This window comes from Candidatus Manganitrophus noduliformans (genome assembly GCF_012184425.1).
GTDB lineage: Bacteria > Nitrospirota > Nitrospiria > SBBL01 > Manganitrophaceae > Manganitrophus > Manganitrophus noduliformans.
In genome coordinates, this window is the sequence record NZ_VTOW01000003.1 from 34100 (window position 1) to 52998 (window position 18899).

The following is an 18899-nucleotide window of genomic DNA, read 5'->3' on the forward strand; positions in this document are numbered from 1 at the left end:
GATTTTAGTATCATCAGAAAAACAGATCGGAGGGGAACAATGATTCCGGAACATCCGTTTTGGATCGGGGGGAAGTGGCGCAAATCGGCGGAGAAGGTCGAGGTTATCAATCCATACAATCATCAGCCGATCGGGGTGACGTATTCGGCCTCGGCGGAGGATGTGGAGATGGCCCTCGCTTCAGCGACGCATGCCTTTCAAGAAATGCGGCGGATGCCGGCCTTTCGCCGCGGGGAGATCCTCCATCAGATTTCGGAGGGGCTGAAGGCCCGTCGAGAAGAGGTCGCCCGGACGATGACGTTGGAGTCGGGGAAGCCGATCGCCGACGCCCGCAACGAGGTCAACCGCGCCGTCAGCACCTTTCAGATCGCCTCCGAGGAGGCGAAGCGAATCGAAGGGGAACTCCTTCCGCTCGATCTGATGCCGGGATCGGAAGGAAGGGTCGGCATCACACGGAGATTCCCAATCGGCCCGATCGTCGGTATCTCGCCCTTTAACTTTCCTCTCAATCTCGTCGCCCACAAAATCGCCCCGGCGCTCGCCGCGGGGAATACGATTCTGCTGAAGCCGGCCCCGAAGACGCCATTGACCGCGCTGCTCCTGGCGGAGATCATCGCGTCGGTGGGCGTTCCCGACGGGGCGGTCAGCATCTTTCTCTGCGGGAATGCGCTGGCCGAAAAGATGGTCCTCGATTCGCGGGTCAAGATGCTCAGCTTCACCGGGAGCGCCGCGGTCGGTTGGATGCTGAAAGAGAAGGCGAACAAGAAACGGGTGGTCCTGGAATTGGGGGGGAACGCCGGGGTCATTATCCACTCCGATGCCGATCTCGACTATGCCGCCAAACGCTGCGCGATCGGCGGATTCTCCTATGCCGGCCAGGTCTGCATTTCGGTCCAACGGATTTTTGTTCAGGAGCAGATCTACTCCCGCTTCTCGAGTCTTTTTGCAGAGCAGGTGAAGGGGTTGCAGGTCGGCGATCCGACCGACGAGAAGACGGCGATGGGGCCGATGATCGACCTCAAGGCGGCGGAGCGCGCCGAGCGCTGGATTCAGGAGGCGGTCTCGCAGGGGGCGAAGATCCTGACCGGCGGAAAACGATCGGGGACGTTGCTGGAGCCGACCGTGTTGACCGAAACGACGCCCCAGATGCAGGTGAACTGCCAGGAGGTCTTCGCGCCGATCGTGACGATGGCCCCCTACCGAAAGCTGGAAGAGGCGATTGCCCGGATCAATCAATCCCCCTATGGATTACAGGCCGGCCTCTTTGTGAGGGACATCAAAGAGACCTTCCATGCTTTCGAAGAGATCGAAGTGGGCGGCCTGATCGTCAACGACGTCCCCACCTACCGGGTCGATCACATGCCTTACGGCGGCCTCAAGGAGTCGGGGGTCGGCCGCGAAGGGGTTCGTTACGCCATCGAGGAGATGACCGACCTGAAGCTGATGGCCCTGAATCTTAAATGAAGGAGGAGGGGCGCGGGGAGAGAAGAAAGAGCGCGACAATCTCATTCGACGATTCCGCCCTGAATAATCTATCGTGACAACGCCAAGACGCGCCAAAATTGTTTGCACCCTCGGGCCCGCGACCCGTTCCGAAGAAATGATTTCCCGCCTGATCGGCGCCGGGGCCGATGTGATCCGGCTGAACTTTTCTCACGGTCTTCATGAAGAGCATGGAGCGGCGATCCGGCACATTCGACGGATTGCGGAGAAGAAGGGGAAGCCGGTCGCCATCCTTCAAGACCTTCAGGGGCCGAAGGTTCGCGTCGGCGCCTTAAAAGAGAAGTCGATTCAACTCAAACGGGGGAAACTTCTGACGATCTTGCCGAGGCCGATCCCGGGAACGGAAGAAGCGATTTCCACGACCCATCCCGAGTTACACAAAAAGGTCCGGCCGGGCGATGCCATTATGATGAACGACGGAGCGATCGACCTTCGCGTCCTCCGGATCGAAGATGAAAAGATCGTCTGCCGTGTTATCGGCGGGGGAACGCTTCAGGCTTACAAGGGAATCAATGTGCCGGGCCGGGATTTGGGCTTCCCCTCTCTCACCGCCAAGGACCGCGCCGATCTCAAATTCGGTCTTGCGCATGGGGTCGACTTTGTCGCCCTCTCCATGGTCCGGCGGGTCGAGGATCTCCTGACGATCAAGCGGTTGATCCTGCGGGAGAAGAAAGATGTTCCGGTGATCGCCAAGCTGGAGCAGGCGATGGCGATCGATCATCTGGATGAAATTATGAAGGTGGCCGACGGCGTGATGGTGGCGCGCGGGGACTTGGGGGTGGAGATTCCGCTGGAGCAGGTGCCGCTGCTTCAAAAGGAGATCATCAAGAAGGCGAACGATGCGCAGATTCCGGTGATCACGGCGACGCAGATGTTGGAGTCGATGGTCGAGCGGCCCCGCCCGACCCGCGCCGAGGCCTCCGACGTCGCCAATGCGATCATCGACGGGACCGATGCGGTGATGCTCTCGGCGGAGACCGCGGCGGGGAACTATCCGGTGGAGTCGGTCAAGACGATGGCCAGGATCATCGTCGCCGCCGAAAGACGGGCGCCGGTGATGGACCGCCGTCTTCAGCAAGGACTCTCCGTGGCGCGGGCGGTCAGCTCCGCGGCCTGCCAACTCGCCTGGCAGATGAGCGCGAAGGCGATCGTCACCTCGACCCTCACCGGAGGGGCGGCCCTTCGACTTTCCAAATACCGGCCGACGAATCCGATCCTTGCTTTTACCCCCCATCCCGAGATCGAGCGCCGGATGAGCCTCTACTGGGGGGTCACGCCGCGTCGAATGCCGTTGCTGAAAAATACCGATGACATCTTCAAGGAGTTCGTCCACGCCGTCACCCAGAGCAAAGAGGTGAAGCGGGGAGATCTGCTGGTGATGGTCGCGAAGTCACCGTGGGTCGGCTCGACCATTAACGATTTAATCAAGGTCCATCAAATCGAATAAGAGGACTCCCATCACTCCGTTTGAAGTTCAAAAGAAATTGAATGAGGTTTCCTGTCCCGCCTGCGGAGAAGCCAAGTTTCAGGTCGCGCACGTGGAAGGAAACCCGGAGGAAGCGCACTTCGAAGCGGTCTGCCGGCCGTGCGGCTTGAAGATGCGGGTCGTGGTGATTCCCCGGGGGGTGATCGAAGAGATTGAAGCGATGGCGCCGCCGGAAGAACGGCAGGTCCTCGAAGCCAAATGTCCTTACTGCAGCGGCATCGGGGCCCGATTCAATTTCCGCTGCCACCTGGAGCGCGGCGTCGATTACGACGTGGTCACCTGCCGTCACTGCCGCCGGGCGTACAAAGAGCCGGTTGCCCCCGCCGCGTAGAGGGCGATGAAGAATCAAACGGGATGGAATCAAACAAAAAGCCCCAAGGTTTTGCCTTGGGGCTTTTTGTTTGCAAATCGGAGTGATTAGGCTTTTGACACGTTCGCCGCCTGTGGTCCTTTCGCGCCAGTAGTGACCTCAAATGTCACTTCCTGTCCTTCTTCGAGAGACTTGAACCCCTCTCCCTGAATGGCAGTGAAGTGAACGAAGATGTCGTTCCCATCTTCCTGGGTGATGAAACCGTAACCTTTGCTGGCGTTGAACCACTTTACACGACCTTTTGGCATTTTACGAACTCCTCCTTGATTTGGTGATGACCGGGCTTACTACCCGTCGATAGCAAATATTTTGCTTGAGCGACAAGCCAACCGTCGGGTCGGATCATCACGGCCTTGCAAAAACATTTGCGTTGGCTGGATTCTATAATAAGCCCGGAAAACGTGTCAAGCATTTTTTTGTCGTGTTATTGGCATCCGGTCTATCCCCGCTCCAAAATGGGCGGAGGATGATTTCGATTTCCCTTTTTGACAATCTTTCTCGTCTACGGTATCTTTAAAACCGTTTCCGAACGCAAGAAAAGGAGGACGACGATGGTGCCGGTGAAGATGGTGATGTCAAAGAAGATTCTTAAGGTCCGACGGGGAACCAAGGTTAAAAAAGTGGCGGAGATGATGCGGGACAAGCGTGTCGGAAGCATTCTCGTCTCCGATGGGAACAACAGTTACGCCGGGATCGTCACCGATGCCGACGTGGTTCGACGCTTGGTGGCCGACGGTCTTGATCCGGAGACCACGCCGGTGGAGAAGGTGATGACCACCCCTCTTCTCGCGATCGAAGCCGACCGCTCGGTCGTCGACGCGAACGACATCATGGATCAAGAGCATATCCGCCATCTCGGCGTCATCGAGAACGGAAAAATCATCGGCGTCCTTTCGGTGAGAGATCTGCTGAGACACGTGTATGGCGGGTGGGGATTCGTTTAAGGGCAATTAGGAATCGTTCAATGAGGAATTAGGAATCAAAGTCAAAAGACCTGGTTTTCAATTCCTCATTCCAGATTCCTAATTCGTAATTGTCACTTATTGAACGGCTCGGCGTAGCCGGTCATCTCGATATAACCTTTCCCCTCGATCGACCTCCCCTCCTTTGTTCCCTGAAAGCGGCTGGCCCCTTCCCAGTAGGCGACGCGGGTGCTTTTTGACGTGATCAGCTCTTGGTCCTCCAGGAGCGGCTCCGATTCGAGGGTCAGCCTTTCGGAGGGGATCTCGATCCGCCAGGCGACCGGATACTCCCCGCCGCTCTTTTCGCTCTTCCAATTCCGCAGCGGCGTGAGGGTGAATGCATCGGCGGGGAGGTGCCGGGCCGTTCCGTCGGGCTCAATGATCGTCCCGCCGGAGAAGGGATCTTTTCCCCCCTCGACCGTCCGAATTTGGTAGAGCATCACCTCTCGCTCATCTTCAAGCTGGATCGAGAACCAGTCCCATCCGACCTGATTTTTATTCAGCATGCTGCTGCTGAATTCGTGATCCATCCAACTCAATCCCGACACCGACCGCATCTTCCCATCGATCGAGAGGGTTCCCGTCGTCTTCAACCGGGTGTAGGAGAGATAGTGCGACGCCTGTCCCGGCTCGCCCCCTTTCCGGCTGATCCCGTCGGTCCCATGGAGGACGAGCGGTTTGCCGGGGGCGAGGAGAAGATCGATCTTCCAGCGTACTCCCTCGGCCGCTTCTTCCGCATCCGCCTGAAGATGAATGGTCTCGTCCGATTTTTGGCTCGCCCGCCACCGATCAATCCAAACCTCCAATCGATCCTCCCGCGCGCCCGCTTTCCCGATTGCCTCCCGGCTGATCTTGTCGGTATGGTGGAACCGTTTCTCATCGCCGTCAGTCAGCGCGAAGTGGGCGAAGTAGAGATCCCGGATGGCCCACCGGGAGGGGTTCTTCTCCGTCTGAGGCGAATCGACCCCGCGCCGAAAGAAGGTCAGCTCATAGCCGTACCCCTTGCCGCCCGCCGTGAGATTGCCGGTGAAGTACCACCACTCCGTTTTGAAATTCGGATGCGCGCCGTGGTCCCTCGGAAAGGAGAAGCGATAGCCTGGCGCGGCCGCCTCGAATGGCCTAGAAGAAAGAGCGGCCACCTGCCGCTCCGCCGCATCGGAAGCGGCGAGGAAGAGAAGAAGGAGAATCCAGATTGTAGGGGCGTATTGCAATACGCCCCTACGCATCGTTTTATTCATACGAAATCGCCTCCGTGACCTCCAGCCGCGCCGCCTTGCGCGCCGGGAAATATCCGGCGAGCAGCGCCGTCACCGTCGCAAGCAAGAAGGAGTGGACGATGACGGAAGGAGGGTAATGATAAAGGAGGGTCCAGCCGAACGACTGTTTGTTGATGACGAAGATCAGGAGGAGCGAGAGGAAGAAGGCGCAGAAGAGGGAGAGAATGTTCCCGATCACCCCCATGTAGAAGGCCTCGATCAAGACCACCTGGACCACCTGGCGGCGCGAGGCGCCGACCGCCCGCAAGATGCCGATCTCCCGCTGCCGCTCCAGGATCGAGACGAAGAGGGTGTTGGTGATCCCGAGCAGCGCGACCGCCACCGCGATCCATTCCAGCGCATAGGTGACGAGAAAAGTTTGGTCGAAAATCCGCAAGATCTCATTTTTGAAATTGACCTGCGTGATGAAGGCCAGCCCCGATTCCGCCCCCGCGCGCTGGACCAATTCCTGACGGACCGCATCGGGGGAGAATCCCTTTTCTAGATAGACGGCGATGACATTGAGCCGGTCGTCTTTCCAGAATTTCTGAAGAAGCGAGCGGTCGATGACCATTTTGCCGCCGTCGGTGCTGTATTCGTAGAAGACGCCGGCGATCTCCAGCGGGACCGTCCCTTCGGGGGAAGGGACCTCGATCGTCTCTCCCTCGCGCAGGCCGAAGCGGTTGGCGAAGACTTCGGAGAGGAGGACCTTCCCCTCGCGAATCGCCCGTTGGATGACTTCATCCGAATCGCCCGACCGGAAGAGATATCGGCTGTGCGCCGCGTGGATCGCCAGATCGCGTCCGACCAGCAGCGCCGGCTCCTCCCGAAAGAGAAGTCGCAGAGAGCGGTAGCCGTCGACCGCTTCGACCCCGGCCGTTTGACGCACCGTCGAGATCAGATCATCGGGAAGGGTCTCTTCCGATTCATTGGAGAGGAGCGAGACGGGGGCGCCGATGATATCGGCTTTGATCGTCTGGTCGATCCAGAGGACGACGGTGTTGCGGAAGCTCTCGATCATGATGACGACGCTGATCATCATCGCCAGCGCTCCCATGAAGGCGGCGATCGTCGGCGCATTCCGCCGGATCGCCTGCTCCAAATGGCCGCGCGCCAGCCGCCAGGAGGGGGGGAGGTGCTCAAGCAGCGGCGCGATCAAATGGGAGAAGAAGAGGAGGCCGGGCGGGACGAGCATCGAGAAGGTGATCAGGAGAAAAGCGGCGGAGAGATAGCCGGCCGCGGGGAGATTCCAGTGAGGGGGGACCCGCGAGAGAAGGGCGGCGGTCACGCCGAGGAGAGAGGCGGCGATCAAGAACTTCGCCACCGAAGGGGGCTGTTGGGAGGCATAGATCCCCTCCATCGCCTCCCGTGGCCGGAGCCGGCCGGCTTGCAGCGCGGGGAGGAGGGATGAGAGGGCCGAGACGATGATCCCGATGCCGATCCCCTCCCAAAAGATCGACGGGGGGAGAGAAAAGGGAGAGGGGGGGATCGGGACATAGATCTCGCTGACCGTCCGGGCGACCAGCCGCAAAACCCCCTGGGCGAGAAAGGCGCCGATGAGCACCCCCCCGAGCCCCCCGAGGGTTCCCAGCAAAATCCCCTCCCATAAAAAGAGGAGGAAGATCCGAAGGCGGGTGACGCCGAGGGAGCGGAGGATGCCGATCTCTTTCCGCCGGTGAACGACCGAGACAAGGAGGGTGTTGTAGATCAGAAAGATCCCGACGAAGAGGGAGATGGCCGAGAGGGCGGTCAGGTTCAACTGAAAGGCGAAGAGCATCTTCTCCACCTGCTCGCTCCGTTGCTCGGGTCTGCGAAGCGAGAGACCGGGTCCAATCCGCTCGGACAAGGAGGGGATGATCTTACTCAGCGGGGTTTGCGCGTCGGTGATCAGATCGATCCGGTCGAGTGTTCCGAGCTTGCCGAGGCGCCACTGCGCGGAGGCGATGTCCATGACGGCGATATTTCCCCCCTCCGCTTCGGCCAGTCCCCGTCCTTTCAGGAGACCGACGACTCGGAGGGAGAGGAGGCGTTTCCCGTCGCGAACGGAGATCGCATCGCCGACCTGAATCCGATGGCGGGCGGCGAACGGCGCCGTCAGCAACACCGCATCGGGTTCCATCAATTCGGTAAAGAAGGTTTCCGGCTCCCTTTCGTTGAGGCCGCTGCTGATCTCATACTGGCGGAAGGGACCTTCCTGGAGGAGATCGACCCCCATCAAGAACAGGATCTCTCCCTGCGTCGAAGGGGGAGAGGTCATCGGGAGGGGAGCCTGGATGATCGGCGCGACCGATCGGACGTTCGGGGTTTCTCGAATCTCGGCGATGATGGTTTCATCGAAAGGGCCCGCGCGGCCGACGACTTCGAGCGTGGTGTTTCCGGCGACCGCATCGACCGAGTGGCGATAGGCGCTCAAGACGCTCTGGTTCGCGATCCGGATCGAGATGAAGACCGAGATGCCGAGAGCGACCCCAATCAGGGTCAGCCAGGCCCGCCGCTCGCGGAAGAGATGGCGGAAGGAGATCCACTCGAACAGAACGCGCATCAGTATTTCCTTTCGATCCGGTCTATTCGATCCACCCGGCCGTCTTTGAGATGGATGATCTGATCGGCGTAAGGAACGGCCTGGGGGCTGTGCGTGGCGAGGAGCAGGGTGACCCCGGCGCGGGCGCGGGAGGAGAGGAGCTTGAGGACCTCTTCCCCATTTTCCGAATCGAGGTTGCCGGTCGGCTCGTCGGCGAGGAGGATCTGCGGGGAGACGACGTCGGCGCGCGCGATCGCCACCCGCTGCATCTCCCCGCCGGAGAGGGCGCTCGGCCGGTGATCGAGCCGATTTCCCAATCCGACCGAAATGAGGGCCGCCGTGGCGCGCCGCTTTGCCTCTTCCGGACGATCGCCCCGGAGCAGCAGGGGAAGGGCGACATTTTCCAGGGCATTGAGCATCGGAAGGAGATTGAAGAACTGAAAAATCATCCCGATCTCCGTCCGGCGAAGCCGGGTCCAGTCGGCATCAGTGAAACCGCGCGTCGGCCGGCCGTCGAGGGTCAGATCGCCCGAGGTCGGCTGATCGAGCCCGCCGATGAGGTTGAGGAGGGTTGATTTCCCGCACCCGCTCGGTCCCATCAAAAGAGAGAAGGAGCCCTTTTCAATCTGAAGGGTGATCTCCTTGAGGGCGGCGACCGGATGAAGCGGATGGGGGTAGGTTTTGTTGACCGATTTTAGTTCAATCACACGCATCCCTTGAGGAAGTAATGAATGCCACGCATCAGGTTAACATAACAAATGAGGAGGGTAAAGATAGGAGTCCGGAGCGGCGCTTCGGCCAGTTACTCCACGAACGTAATCTGGCCGATATATTTCGGCAGCTCTTCCCGGAGGCGGGAGGCGTATGATTCGGGGAGGATGATCCGGCGGATGTCTTGAAGGGTAAAGTGGAGGTTGCCGAGGATCCGCCACTCCCGCTCCATGTAGAAGTGCTTGGGATCATCTTCCGGCTTCGACGCGTCAAAAAACTTCAAGAAGCTGAAGATATGATAATCGAGGAACTCTTTAATGGAGAGAAGCCGCTTCAGGTGATCGGGAAGGTCGGGCTTTTCAAGAGAGTTGCGCAGCTCTCCAAAAAGATCATGGTAATCCTGAATGGTTTGATCAAAGCGCTCGGCCAGCGTGACCCGGTCCGTTCTCCCTTTGTCGCGCGAGAGCGCATTTTTGGCGATGTAAAAAACCGGATTGGCCCCCTGCTCGACCAGGAACGATTTTAAAAAGGAGAGGCCGAATCGGCTGAATTTTTGAATGTGGATATCGAGCTCTCCGATCGGAATATCGGAGAAGCAGATGATCTGCGGATAATACATCTCGTTTTCGCTGATTCGCGCGTCGGTATTGACGGTGAGCCGACCGGAGATGGCCGGATTGTGCGGCGGGTGGGTCAGCCAGCCGGAGGTGATGATCTGGATCAGGAGCTTGTATTGATCGGCTTCGGGGAGATCCCTCCCGACAAAGTGGGTCATCTCTGTGGAGACATAACGTTGTCGCGTGGCCATTTCCGCTTGAATCCTTGGATCTGAGGCGGGACCGTCCGATCCCTCTCTTTATTAGAATATCCAAAGCGACCACGGTGAAGCAAGCGGCCCGTTTTCCCTATTGACAGGGGGAGGCCGCTCATTGTTCAATGCGTGGTTCAGTGATATGAATGAATGGGGGATTGAATGAAACAACAATTCGTTTTTGCTCTGTTGTTCTTTTTGTTTTTTCCGGTCCAGCCGGTCCTTGCGAAGACGCTGGCTTTGAGCGGGGTTCCGGAGATTCAGACAAAGAGCACGCTGGAAGAATCGATTCGGATCGAGATGGACAGCGTGAAAAAAAGGAATCATCGCGTGGTCGTTATCAAAGACGGGGATGCGTATTATTGGGAGACCCGCGAGCGGAGAAAGCTGATTCGATCGACCCAGGGTCCCCTGACCCTCTTCATCGATCCAACGGGGGGAGGGTATATCAAGGTGATTTCTTCAGAGGGGAAGGTCCTTTATATGGAGCACCATAGCCAGGGATTGAATACCTTTACCTATTGGGGGGTCGTCGAACATTTTGAGCCGTAAGCGAAAACCGACCGGAGGAGCCTTCCTTGCCGGAGGAGTCTTCCTTGAATGATGGCTTGAGCCGCGAATGGAGTCGGCCGGCTTATCCCGGTGCGACCGGTCCCACCTCCGGAGAGGGCTGCACCATGCTCAAGGCAAAAACCAGGATCACCATCTGCACAATCCAGCCGATGGCGACCACCGAAATGGCGCGGATCGTGCTCTGATAGTCGAGCGCCTGCCGGACCGCCAGCACCATCGCGACGAACATCCAGACCGCGGCGACGAGAAAAACGATCTCGGCCATCCCCGGGAAGATCCCCAGCACCCGAATCAGGCCGGGCGCGCTGGCAAAACCGATGGTCCGGAGCAGCTCTCCCAAATCGGACCGCGTTTGCGGCTCCGGGAGAAGCTTGACCCCGATCAGATAGATCAGGGCCGCCCAAATGAACCATCCGACCAAAGCGGCGGCGGCGCCGAATAAGACCTGCGCCGGTCCGCGTCCGGCGGCGCCGATCCCGGCCGCCAGTCCGGAGAAAAAGACGACCCCGAGCGCCTGAAACAACGTATCTTTATCGGCTTCGACCTCCTCATAGAGGTTCCGATCCAGTTTCGCGGCGCGAAAAATTCGATCCATTACTGTGGTCATGATCCCTCCTCCATGTAAAGGCATGAATATCGCTTCAGGGCGATGGGGTGCGGAGTTGCTTCTTCCATCATAAGGGATTCGCATTGAGCGAGGCAAGCCGCGCCCGACATCAGAGTGGACTTGAGCATGGAGTCTCCGTATAATATGGCCACAGATGAAAACGGATCGCGTCCAACCTATTGCTGAAGGAGCGTAAAAATGACCGGATATGCCTCGTTGGCCCAAACGTTGACCACGCTTCTTGGATTAGACCGGCCGCCGGTGGCGGCGGCGCCGGTGGAGGCCGTTCCGAAAGGGATTCCGATTTTTGAAGGGGTTTCTCCCTCCTCCTGCGCTTTTTGGCGCCAGGCGGAAAAAGAGCTTTTCGCCGCGAACGATGCCGATCATATGAATTGCCCGATCGGGGCGATGGTGATGGGGTTTGAGCTGACCGATGAGGCGAAAGAGGGGCTCCGGCGCGGGCTCTCGATGATGTGCGAGGTTGGGTATGTGAAGCCCGAAGAGGCGGGAGAGATTCCCGCTTTGGCGAAGAAGGGAAAGGCGATGCTGTACGGGCCGCTTTCGAACTTCCCGATTATGCCGGAGGTGGTGGTGATCTGGCTTCAGCCGGCCCAGGCGATGCTCCTGCGGGAGGCGACCGGGGATGCCGAGTGGAAGAGCGATGTCTCCTCCAAGATCTTCGGCCGACCCGCCTGCGCGGCGCTGGCGGTGGCCTCTCAGGGGGCGGCGGTTTCCCTCTCGTTCGGCTGCAGCGGCATGCGGACCTTCACCGGCGTGGAGCCGGCCTACATGCTCGCCGCCCTGTCGGGCCGCCTGCTCGAAAAACTCGAGCCGCAGCTCCAGCGGACGCACAAGGCGAATTGCGCGATGCAGGCCTTCTACGATCAGCAGAAAAGCTATTTTCCGTTTAAAAAGAAATGAGAACCCGGGAGAGATTTTCCGTTTGTACGGACCGGAGGGAGACGGCCCCTATTTTTTGGGGGGCCGGGAAGGTTTGATCGCTTTGGGCTTGCCGAGAAGATAGCCTTGGGCGAGGTAGATGCCGAGATCGCGGACGACCTCCAGCTCCTCCTCCGTCTCGATCCCCTCCGCAACCATCCCGACCGTCACATATTCCTGAAGGGCGGCGATCAAATTCTTTAAAAACTTTCTGAATTTCTTGGACGAGACCGCCTGGAGTGTCGTCATTCGATCGATTTTAATGTAATCGGGCATCAGCTGCGCGACAAAGGGCAAGGAGATAAAGCCGGCCCCAAAATCATCGATTGCGAACTTAAAGCCCTTCCCCCGCCATTTGTCGGCCATCTGAAGATGTTTTTCGACGCTATGGAGGGCCTCCGCTTCCGAGATCTCTAAAATGACGTCAATGCCGGGGGGCTTCGGCACCGAATCCATCCGGCTGAGAATATCCGAATCGATATTCACGAACAGCCTTTCGATTTTATGCTCTTCGGCGGCCTTGAGCTGGGTGGAAAAACAGATCCGTTTCAATTCGTTCAGCTGTCCGATCGTGTGATATCTTCTGAAGAGATCGAAGACATTCAGCTTCCCTTTCGGGTCCCGGGTGAGCGCTTCAGAACCGATCACCTGTTTCGTCCGCAGATCGATAATCGGTTGGAACACCACCTTGATCGCCGTTTCATTGAGAGGGTAACCCTCGTCGCCGATGTGAATCTTCTCCCCCCCCTTCTTGGCGATATAGAGGGCGCGATCGGCGAGGTGAATCAGCTTGTCGAGATTGTCTCCGTGATCGGGATAGAGAGAGACGCCGATGCTCAGATCGAGGGGGACGGCCGCTTTTTTCCCGATTTTCCGGATTCCTTTTCGAATCCGTTCCGCGGCGATGAGGACCCCTTCCCGCGTCGCCTTCGAGAGGACCACGACGACCTCATCGCCCCCCCAGCGGAAGATTAAATCGGATCCCCGGGTCGACTGTTTCATGTCGGTGGCGACCGCTTTTAATATTTCATCTCCGAGCTGCCGCCCCTTGGCTTCGTTGAGGCTTTTGAAGTCGTCCAGGTCGCAGAGCATAAAGGCCAGGGCATGTTTGCCACGGTCTGCGCGGATGATCTCTTCTTCCGCCCGGTGATCGAAATAGCGGCGGTTGTAAAGCCCGGTGAGGGTGTCGCGCATCGCCTCCGATTTGATCTGCTCCATGAGAGAGCGAATCTGGCGATTCTGGCGAATCATGTTTTGCACGAGCCGCCAGAGAAGCTTGGCCTCCGCCCCGCTGAACAGCTCCGCCGATTTCTTTTTGTGTCCCAGGATGAAGGCCGGCATATCGGGATCGCCGGTCACCTCCAAAATCAGATCGACGTCCGGCTGGGTGATGAGATCAAGGAGACGGGTGGTGGAGAGAATGCCGAGCCGTTTGGCCTCTTGCATCCCGGGAGCGTCTTGGTTCGTGTCGGCAATGCCGGAAATTTGGATGTCGGGGATCTCGGAGAAGCACTGCAGCAGCGCCAGGCCCCCTCTCCCCGCTCCGATAATCGCGATCCGGATGACTGTTTCTTCCGACATGTGATTTAATATACCACCCCGGTAAAATTTGACAAGGAAAGGGAGTGGGGATCGTCTTATAAAAGGCGGGGTTTCGAACAGGAGGCGCCGCCGAACCCCAGATCCGGGTAAAAGAACCCGATTGCCCGGAGAAGGGGAAGCCTCTATAATAAGCTTTCCAACGTCACGGGAGGTCGGAAGAGAGGGTCATGAAGAAGCGGGGGGAGATTTTACTCATTTCTTGTTATGAGCTGGGACACCAGCCGGTGGGGATCGCCATGCCGCTGGGATTTCTCGCGCGGGCCGGTTATCTTCCCGACGCGGTCGATCTCTCGGTCGATAAACTCGATCCCGAAAAGGTCGCGCGCGCCCGGTTTGTCGGCATTTCCGTCCCGATGCACACGGCGCTCCGGATCGGCGCGCGGGTGTTGGAGCGGGTTCGGGAGATGAATCCCTCCTGCCACGTTGCCTTTTTCGGCCTTTACGCTTCGTTGAATGAAGCGTACCTTCTGAAGAACGGGGCCGATTCGGTGATCGGCGGCGAATATGAGGGGCCGCTGCTGGCGCTGATCGACCGGCTCGCCGCGGGGCGGGCCGATTCGTCCGATGCGATTGACGGGGTCAGCCGGGGGGAGGAGCGGCAAGCGCCGCTGCGCGCGCATTTGTCCTTCGCGGTTCCCGACCGCGAGACGCTGCCCTCCCTTGCAAAGTATGCTCATCTTGAAGAAAACGGCGTCCGCCGGACGGCCGGCTCCGTCGAGGCGAGCCGGGGCTGCCGCCATCTCTGCCGTCACTGCCCGATCCCGCCGGTGTATGAAGGTCGGTTTTTTCTGGTTCCCTATGAGACCGTTCTGGCGGACATACGAAACCTCGTTCGACTCGGGACGACCCATATCACTTTCGGCGATCCCGATTTTCTCAACGGCCCGAACCACTCGCTTCGGATCGTCCGGGCGATGCGCGAAGCGTTTCCGGAGATCACGTTCGATTTTACGGCCAAGGTTGAGCACCTCTTGAAGCACCGCGCCTTGATTCCCGAGTTTGCTGCGCTCGGCTGCCGGTTCATCATCTCGGCGGTCGAATCGTTAAACGATACCGTCCTTCATCATCTTGCCAAGAATCATACGCGGGCCGACGTTCTCGAAGCGTTGAAGATTGTCCGGGAGGCGGGGATTGCGCTTCGCCCTTCGCTGGTTCCCTTTACCCCCTGGACGACGCTGGACGACATAATCGCCCTATTCGATTTCGTCGAGAAAGAGGGGCTGATCGATCATCTCGATCCGGTCCAATATACGATTCGTCTGTTGATTCCACCCGGATCTCTCTTCCTCAAAGAGCCGAGCATGGCTCCCCATTTGGGGCCGCTCGTTCAGGAGACGTTTACTTATCAATGGACCCATCCCGATCCGAGGATGGATCGGCTTCAGAAGGAGATGAGCCGCGTGGTCGAGGCGGGGACGGAGGAGGACCCGATGGTGGTTTTTTATCGATTGAAGGCGCTGGCGGTTGCCGCGAAGGAGGGCCGGTCCCCTCGAAAGATCGACGTGGCGGTCGATCCGAACCGTCCGAAGCCCCCGCGCCTGACCGAGCCGTGGTTCTGCTGCGCCGAGCCGACGGAGAATCAGTTCGCGGTCCTGGATGATTCCGAGAAGATTCTTTAGCCAGCGCAGCGGAGGTTGTGGTTATGTCCTGGATTTCACGATTTTACTTGCGGCTTGGTGGTAGGTGGAGAGGGTCCGATCGGTGCAGAGGATGTCGAGATCGATGCGATTTCCTACGGCGACGATGACTTCAAAGCGGCGGGCGCGCCAGCAGGCTTGAAATCCAGCCCGAAGCGCTTCCACGGGGGGTCGGCGCTGCTCCCTTTGTCCAGAAGAGACACCGGGGCGGGTAAAGCTTTCAAAAATCTCGAGGAGGACTTCTTCATGACGGGTCGGGATGTGAGGAAGGGTCTGAATGAGCGATCGAAGCTGAGAGATCCTTTGAAGGGTTCGGTCCACATCCTCTTTCATCCTTCTCCTCCCCCTTCAAGCGCTTCAATATCGGCTTTGTCCTGAAGCGATCCCCGAAGCGCTTTAAGACGTTTTAGATCCTGGACGGCTGCGATCCAGAGATCACGGCCCTGCCATGAGAGGCGCGTTCTGTTTTCCAACACGCTTGCAATCTCATCCGTTTGCGGAATCAAGAAGTCCAGGACCAGGAAGTCCTCTCCGGAAAGTTTGGTCAGCCGTCGAATCAGAAGACGCCCTTGGGCAAGAAGCATCGGGTTGGCTTCAACTGTATAACCCAACCTTTCCATGGCCGACCGGATCGCGCTCCAGTCTTCTTCCCGGACGAGCAGGTCGATATCTTCGGTGGCTCTCGGCCGGGTATAAAGCGAGACGGCAATTCCCCCCACGAGGGCATAGGGAAGCTTCTGCTTCGACAGGGCCTCAATAATCTGAACCAGTTCCGCGTAGAGATCCAACACCGGAAACGCTCCTCGAGAGCCACGTTCTTGAAAACCCAATTCTACATCCTTTCAGACTAAAATCAATAGAGAAAGACGGTGGGCCGGGATGATGAACGGAACCGGGTCAGTCACTCCGTCTCCACTTAAAAGCAAGGGGAATAAACATGATCACGCCTGTCAGTAAGACTCCTCCGGAGAGCCGTGGATGCTCCAGGGTGAAGACCACCGGCGTCAGCATGAGCCGGGTCCCCGCTTTCAGCAGCGGACGCCTCGCGATAAACCTCGCCGCGTCGGGGCTCCAGGCGTAGTAAAAATCGATAAATTGCTTTCCCACAGCCGACCGCATTAACACCTCATCTCGGAAGTTTCTGAGCGTTTGAACATGGGGGTCGAGATAGCTGCCATACGCCGCTGTGGCGATGAAACAGCCGCGCCCATCGTCCGAGGCCGATGCGGTGACGGTGACCGATGTTGTGGCTTCGGCGTTCTTTCCCCGTTGATCGACCGCGATCACTTTCGCCGTATAGGCGCCGCCGGAAGTATATTTCCGGCTGACCGTCGGCGTGGTGGTGATCGCGTCGGTGGCGCCGTCATTATCAAAGTCCCAGAGGTATTCGGCGATGCTGTCATCCGGATCGGGATCGGAGGCCGACGCGGTGAAGGGGACGGTGGTCCCATCGGCTGGGCCGGCGCTGAGGCTCACGGTCGGGGGCTGGTCGGACTGAAGGGCATTGAAGGCGTTGAGGAGGCTGACCTTCCCATGGCCCCAGGTGTTGTCGGGCAGCTCTGTGCCGGTGAAAAAGTCTTGGACGGCGGTGTTCTTTAAAAGCGGGCGGGGAAAGTTGGTCGCATCGGCCTGAAGGATCAAGGCGGCGGCACCGGTCACCATAGGCGCCGACATGCTTGTCCCTCCGATCATTAGATGGCGCCCATCACGTGAAAGGTTTTCCGGGATACAGTTAGATACAAAACAGTCGGCAGAAGCGGATGACATGAGGACTCCTGGCGCCGCAAGATCAGGCTTGATCCGGCCATCCCGGGTTGGACCACCGGCGGATAGAAAATAGAGCCAGCCGAAATCCTGAAATGCGGCCAGGCTTTGTTGGGCGCCGGTTGAACTTTCCCACCGGAACTTGGTCGTGTAAGCCCCTACTGTGATCGCGCCGTATGAGGATCCTGGTTCAGCAACCGTTCCGGCCACGGAACTGTCTGGATTCCTGGGGACATGATCCCTGAAAAAGACCTCTCCAAAAGGTGGAACGGTCCACGCATCCCACTTTCCGCTTCCTCTGTTTCCTGTTCGCTGTAGTGTAATCGACCACACGAACTCACCACTCCCCCGGCCGCTAAAGGTAACCAGGCTGTTCTTGTCCCCGTTGGGGGGAGAGGAATTGGCGTTGAAGATTTGGACGATTGATCCGTCGATGACGGCGGACTGTCTGGCCCCGTCAGTGGCAGAGAGGGGGGTGCCGTTCGGTGCGGTAACCTTGATCGTATAGGCGTCCTCGCCGGCGTACCAGAGACTGAGAATTACATCGGTGCAACCGGGAGCGTGACAGTTGGAGAGGTCGACCGTCAGCGTGTCCGATCCGTCTTTCGGAATTGTTCCCTCGGCGGGCATCGGAATTGCCCTTTGATTCCCTGCCGAAGCGACGATTATCCTACCCGGTCCGACTGCACTCTGGACCGCCTGGTCGAGGAGGCTGGTTCCGTCGATCGGGCCGCCGTGAAAACCGAAGCTCATGTTGACGACCGCCGGTTCATTCAGGACCTTCGCCTTTTCGAAAAGATAGGCCATCGCATCGACAACGGCGGCACTCTCGAAGGTGCCGCTCTCCTCTCCCCCTTTTAGTTTCACGACGACCAGATCGGCTTTTGGCGCAACTCCTTTGTATTTTCCAGCCGCCTCTTGTCCATTCGTCGCTGATCCATCCCCCGCCGCGATTCCTGCCACATGGGTTCCGTGCCCAAGTGTGTCGGCGCTGCGGACTTGCCGGTTCGCAGGTCTGGCTGGTCGCAGTCGTCGGTATTGAGGGCGGCGTTGATCTGAGAGGCGGTGTACTCCACGCCGTAATCATTGGCGGCGTCGCCATCAGTTCCGACATCGACCGATATCTCTCCGCTTAACGCCGGTGTCAGGGTCTGGTCCCAGAGGAAGCGGATACGCGATTTTCCCGTAGTATCATCAATGAAGTCATCATGGCACCAGTCTATTCCAGAGTCGAGCACACCGACGATCACCCCTTCGCCTTCCAGACCGGAGTCGTGAAGAGGTTTTGCACCAATGCCCAGGGGAACCCGTTTTGTTGGATCATTGTAAAGAATCAGCCGAAAGTCCCCCGCTCTGCCCATCTTTTCTGAGACTTCAATGAAGAAGGTCACAGTCGTTTGGAAAGTGAATGTCAGTTGGGCGTCCGAGCCGGGTCCGGAGTCATCGTCGGTGGCAAGGATGGTATTGCACTCGCTATCTTCGCAAACCTTCAAAACAGGATCAAATGTACTTTCCTGACCTGCGCCTGCATGCATTGAAATCGTCAGGGATTGTCCAGCTTGAGCATCATAGGGAAGGGCGACCGGGTTTCCGGCGTCTAGCTGGCCCCCCCACTGCAGAGGAGGCCGCAGTGGCAACATCGTTAAAGCGCTTAAGTCGGACGGCCGGTTCAATGTAGCGGACGGCTGGGTTCTCGGCCACTGCTTCCAAAGCGGCGGGAGTCACCGTAGCGCTTGCCACATTGCCGATCCGGCTCCGAAGGACGAGACCGGGGATCGAAGAGAGATCGGCCTCGCCGGAGAACCCGATCAGGACATCGATGGTCGCCGCTTCCTTTTCCTTGAGCTTCATGGAAAGCGATTTCTGAAGTTTGGGTTGCTCGGAAGGAGGGGTGATGAGAAACCGCTGCAGCCGGGGGTCGAGGGTCGCCCGTTTTTTCTCGGCGATATCGGTTGTCTCCGCCGTTGCACCGAGCGAGGTCGCCAGGAGCGCCAGCAAAAACAGGACCACTTTAAACCGCCGAAGATTCCTCATGGTGGTTCTCCTCTAAACGCCGCATTAAGGTCTAGTTGGGGTTGGGTTGGATATCTATAACTTATCCCACAAAGTTATTGCAAGGAGAAAAGCATCGTGATTAGGCCACGGGGTGGAAAGCCG

At 58.5% G+C, this 18899-nt stretch carries 19 protein-coding genes; 7 read left to right on the forward strand and 12 right to left on the reverse strand.

What is annotated here, in order from left to right:
* Nucleotides 1-39: 39 nt before the first annotated feature.
* The 3 genes from MNODULE_RS14770 (at nt 40) to MNODULE_RS14780 (ending at nt 3320) form a co-directional block, all read left to right on the forward strand.
* Nucleotides 40-1464 carry an aldehyde dehydrogenase family protein gene (locus MNODULE_RS14770; RefSeq protein ID WP_168061238.1) on the forward strand — a complete coding sequence of 475 codons (1425 nt, stop codon included), beginning with the start codon at nt 40-42 and terminating at the stop codon, nt 1462-1464.
* Nucleotides 1465-1537: 73 nt separating this feature from the next.
* On the forward strand, nt 1538-2950 hold the full coding sequence (gene pyk, locus MNODULE_RS14775) for a pyruvate kinase (RefSeq protein ID WP_168061240.1): 1413 nt from the start codon (nt 1538-1540) through the stop codon (nt 2948-2950).
* 37 nt (nt 2951-2987) lie between these two features.
* Nucleotides 2988-3320, forward strand: coding sequence for a hypothetical protein (locus MNODULE_RS14780; RefSeq protein ID WP_168061242.1), 333 nt, complete (start codon nt 2988-2990; stop codon nt 3318-3320).
* 86 nt (nt 3321-3406) lie between these two features.
* Here MNODULE_RS14780 and MNODULE_RS14785 read toward each other — a convergent pair whose 3' ends face one another.
* Nucleotides 3407-3607: a cold-shock protein gene (locus MNODULE_RS14785; RefSeq protein WP_168061244.1), complete on the reverse strand. Its 201-nt coding sequence runs from the start codon at nt 3605-3607 to the stop codon at nt 3407-3409.
* A gap of 303 nt (nt 3608-3910) precedes the next feature.
* Between MNODULE_RS14785 and MNODULE_RS14790 the strand changes: the two genes are divergently transcribed.
* Nucleotides 3911-4303 (forward strand): CBS domain-containing protein, encoded by a 393-nt coding sequence (locus MNODULE_RS14790; RefSeq protein WP_168061246.1) that lies wholly within the window; start codon nt 3911-3913, stop codon nt 4301-4303.
* A 92-nt stretch (nt 4304-4395) separates the two neighbouring features.
* On the opposite strand, the gene MNODULE_RS14795 is transcribed toward MNODULE_RS14790, so the two are convergent.
* From MNODULE_RS14795 to MNODULE_RS14810, 4 genes are all read right to left on the reverse strand, one after another.
* Complete coding sequence (locus MNODULE_RS14795) at nt 4396-5559, reverse strand: lipocalin-like domain-containing protein (RefSeq protein WP_168061248.1); 1164 nt, start codon at nt 5557-5559, stop codon at nt 4396-4398.
* Nucleotides 5552-8119: an ABC transporter permease gene (locus tag MNODULE_RS14800; RefSeq protein WP_168061250.1), complete on the reverse strand. Its 2568-nt coding sequence runs from the start codon at nt 8117-8119 to the stop codon at nt 5552-5554. Before MNODULE_RS14800 ends, MNODULE_RS14795 begins: the two co-directional genes overlap by 8 nt.
* Complete coding sequence (locus MNODULE_RS14805) at nt 8119-8811, reverse strand: ABC transporter ATP-binding protein (protein ID WP_168061252.1); 693 nt, start codon at nt 8809-8811, stop codon at nt 8119-8121. The genes MNODULE_RS14800 and MNODULE_RS14805 overlap by 1 nt, the downstream gene beginning before the upstream one ends.
* Before the next feature lie 89 nt (nt 8812-8900).
* Nucleotides 8901-9617: an abortive infection system antitoxin AbiGi family protein gene (locus tag MNODULE_RS14810; protein ID WP_168061254.1), complete on the reverse strand. Its 717-nt coding sequence runs from the start codon at nt 9615-9617 to the stop codon at nt 8901-8903.
* Nucleotides 9618-9782: 165 nt separating this feature from the next.
* Here MNODULE_RS14810 and MNODULE_RS14815 point away from each other — a divergent pair, with 165 nt between their 5' ends.
* Nucleotides 9783-10172: a hypothetical protein gene (locus MNODULE_RS14815; RefSeq protein ID WP_168061256.1), complete on the forward strand. Its 390-nt coding sequence runs from the start codon at nt 9783-9785 to the stop codon at nt 10170-10172.
* Between the two features lie 82 nt (nt 10173-10254).
* Here MNODULE_RS14815 and MNODULE_RS14820 read toward each other — a convergent pair whose 3' ends face one another.
* Nucleotides 10255-10800, reverse strand: coding sequence for a YIP1 family protein (locus MNODULE_RS14820; RefSeq protein WP_168061258.1), 546 nt, complete (start codon nt 10798-10800; stop codon nt 10255-10257).
* A 198-nt stretch (nt 10801-10998) separates the two neighbouring features.
* On the opposite strand from MNODULE_RS14820, the gene MNODULE_RS14825 reads away from it, so the two are divergent.
* Nucleotides 10999-11721 (forward strand): DUF169 domain-containing protein, encoded by a 723-nt coding sequence (locus tag MNODULE_RS14825; protein ID WP_168061260.1) that lies wholly within the window; start codon nt 10999-11001, stop codon nt 11719-11721.
* A gap of 48 nt (nt 11722-11769) precedes the next feature.
* Here MNODULE_RS14825 and MNODULE_RS14830 read toward each other — a convergent pair whose 3' ends face one another.
* Nucleotides 11770-13320 carry a diguanylate cyclase gene (locus MNODULE_RS14830; protein WP_168061262.1) on the reverse strand — a complete coding sequence of 517 codons (1551 nt, stop codon included), beginning with the start codon at nt 13318-13320 and terminating at the stop codon, nt 11770-11772.
* Between the two features lie 188 nt (nt 13321-13508).
* On the opposite strand from MNODULE_RS14830, the gene MNODULE_RS14835 reads away from it, so the two are divergent.
* A complete protein-coding gene (locus MNODULE_RS14835) occupies nt 13509-14960 on the forward strand; it encodes a CUAEP/CCAEP-tail radical SAM (seleno)protein (protein WP_168061264.1) in 1452 nt (483 codons plus the stop codon).
* A gap of 21 nt (nt 14961-14981) precedes the next feature.
* On the opposite strand, the gene MNODULE_RS14840 is transcribed toward MNODULE_RS14835, so the two are convergent.
* The 5 genes from MNODULE_RS14840 to MNODULE_RS14860 form a co-directional block, all read right to left on the reverse strand.
* Nucleotides 14982-15311: a hypothetical protein gene (locus tag MNODULE_RS14840; protein ID WP_168061266.1), complete on the reverse strand. Its 330-nt coding sequence runs from the start codon at nt 15309-15311 to the stop codon at nt 14982-14984.
* Nucleotides 15308-15769 (reverse strand): nucleotidyl transferase AbiEii/AbiGii toxin family protein, encoded by a 462-nt coding sequence (locus tag MNODULE_RS14845; protein WP_168061268.1) that lies wholly within the window; start codon nt 15767-15769, stop codon nt 15308-15310. The genes MNODULE_RS14840 and MNODULE_RS14845 overlap by 4 nt, the downstream gene beginning before the upstream one ends.
* A gap of 106 nt (nt 15770-15875) precedes the next feature.
* Nucleotides 15876-17705, reverse strand: coding sequence for a S8 family serine peptidase (locus tag MNODULE_RS14850; protein WP_168061270.1), 1830 nt, complete (start codon nt 17703-17705; stop codon nt 15876-15878).
* Nucleotides 17606-18277, reverse strand: a complete 672-nt coding sequence (locus MNODULE_RS25290) for a hypothetical protein (protein ID WP_168061272.1) — start codon at nt 18275-18277, stop codon at nt 17606-17608. The genes MNODULE_RS14850 and MNODULE_RS25290 overlap by 100 nt, the downstream gene beginning before the upstream one ends.
* A gap of 31 nt (nt 18278-18308) precedes the next feature.
* Complete coding sequence (locus MNODULE_RS14860; RefSeq protein WP_168061273.1) at nt 18309-18776, reverse strand: hypothetical protein; 468 nt, start codon at nt 18774-18776, stop codon at nt 18309-18311.
* Nucleotides 18777-18899: the final 123 nt, after the last annotated feature.

Bases quoted from the DNA above. Each gene is read 5' to 3' on its own strand.
- MNODULE_RS14770 (WP_168061238.1), top strand. From the start codon at position 40: ATGATTCCGGAACATCCGTTTTGGATCGGGGGGAAGTGGCGCAAATCG.
- MNODULE_RS14785 (WP_168061244.1), bottom strand. From the start codon at position 3,607: ATGCCAAAAGGTCGTGTAAAGTGGTTCAACGCCAGCAAAGGTTACGGT.
- MNODULE_RS14790 (WP_168061246.1), top strand. From the start codon at position 3,911: ATGGTGCCGGTGAAGATGGTGATGTCAAAGAAGATTCTTAAGGTCCGA.
- MNODULE_RS14795 (WP_168061248.1), bottom strand. From the start codon at position 5,559: ATGAATAAAACGATGCGTAGGGGCGTATTGCAATACGCCCCTACAATC.
- MNODULE_RS14800 (WP_168061250.1), bottom strand. From the start codon at position 8,119: ATGCGCGTTCTGTTCGAGTGGATCTCCTTCCGCCATCTCTTCCGCGAG.
- MNODULE_RS14805 (WP_168061252.1), bottom strand. From the start codon at position 8,811: ATGCGTGTGATTGAACTAAAATCGGTCAACAAAACCTACCCCCATCCG.
- MNODULE_RS14810 (WP_168061254.1), bottom strand. From the start codon at position 9,617: ATGGCCACGCGACAACGTTATGTCTCCACAGAGATGACCCACTTTGTC.
- MNODULE_RS14815 (WP_168061256.1), top strand. From the start codon at position 9,783: ATGAAACAACAATTCGTTTTTGCTCTGTTGTTCTTTTTGTTTTTTCCG.
- MNODULE_RS14820 (WP_168061258.1), bottom strand. From the start codon at position 10,800: ATGACCACAGTAATGGATCGAATTTTTCGCGCCGCGAAACTGGATCGG.
- MNODULE_RS14825 (WP_168061260.1), top strand. From the start codon at position 10,999: ATGACCGGATATGCCTCGTTGGCCCAAACGTTGACCACGCTTCTTGGA.
- MNODULE_RS14830 (WP_168061262.1), bottom strand. From the start codon at position 13,320: ATGTCGGAAGAAACAGTCATCCGGATCGCGATTATCGGAGCGGGGAGA.
- MNODULE_RS14835 (WP_168061264.1), top strand. From the start codon at position 13,509: ATGAAGAAGCGGGGGGAGATTTTACTCATTTCTTGTTATGAGCTGGGA.
- MNODULE_RS14840 (WP_168061266.1), bottom strand. From the start codon at position 15,311: ATGAAAGAGGATGTGGACCGAACCCTTCAAAGGATCTCTCAGCTTCGA.
- MNODULE_RS25290 (WP_168061272.1), bottom strand. From the start codon at position 18,277: ATGCATGCAGGCGCAGGTCAGGAAAGTACATTTGATCCTGTTTTGAAG.
- MNODULE_RS14860 (WP_168061273.1), bottom strand. From the start codon at position 18,776: ATGAGGAATCTTCGGCGGTTTAAAGTGGTCCTGTTTTTGCTGGCGCTC.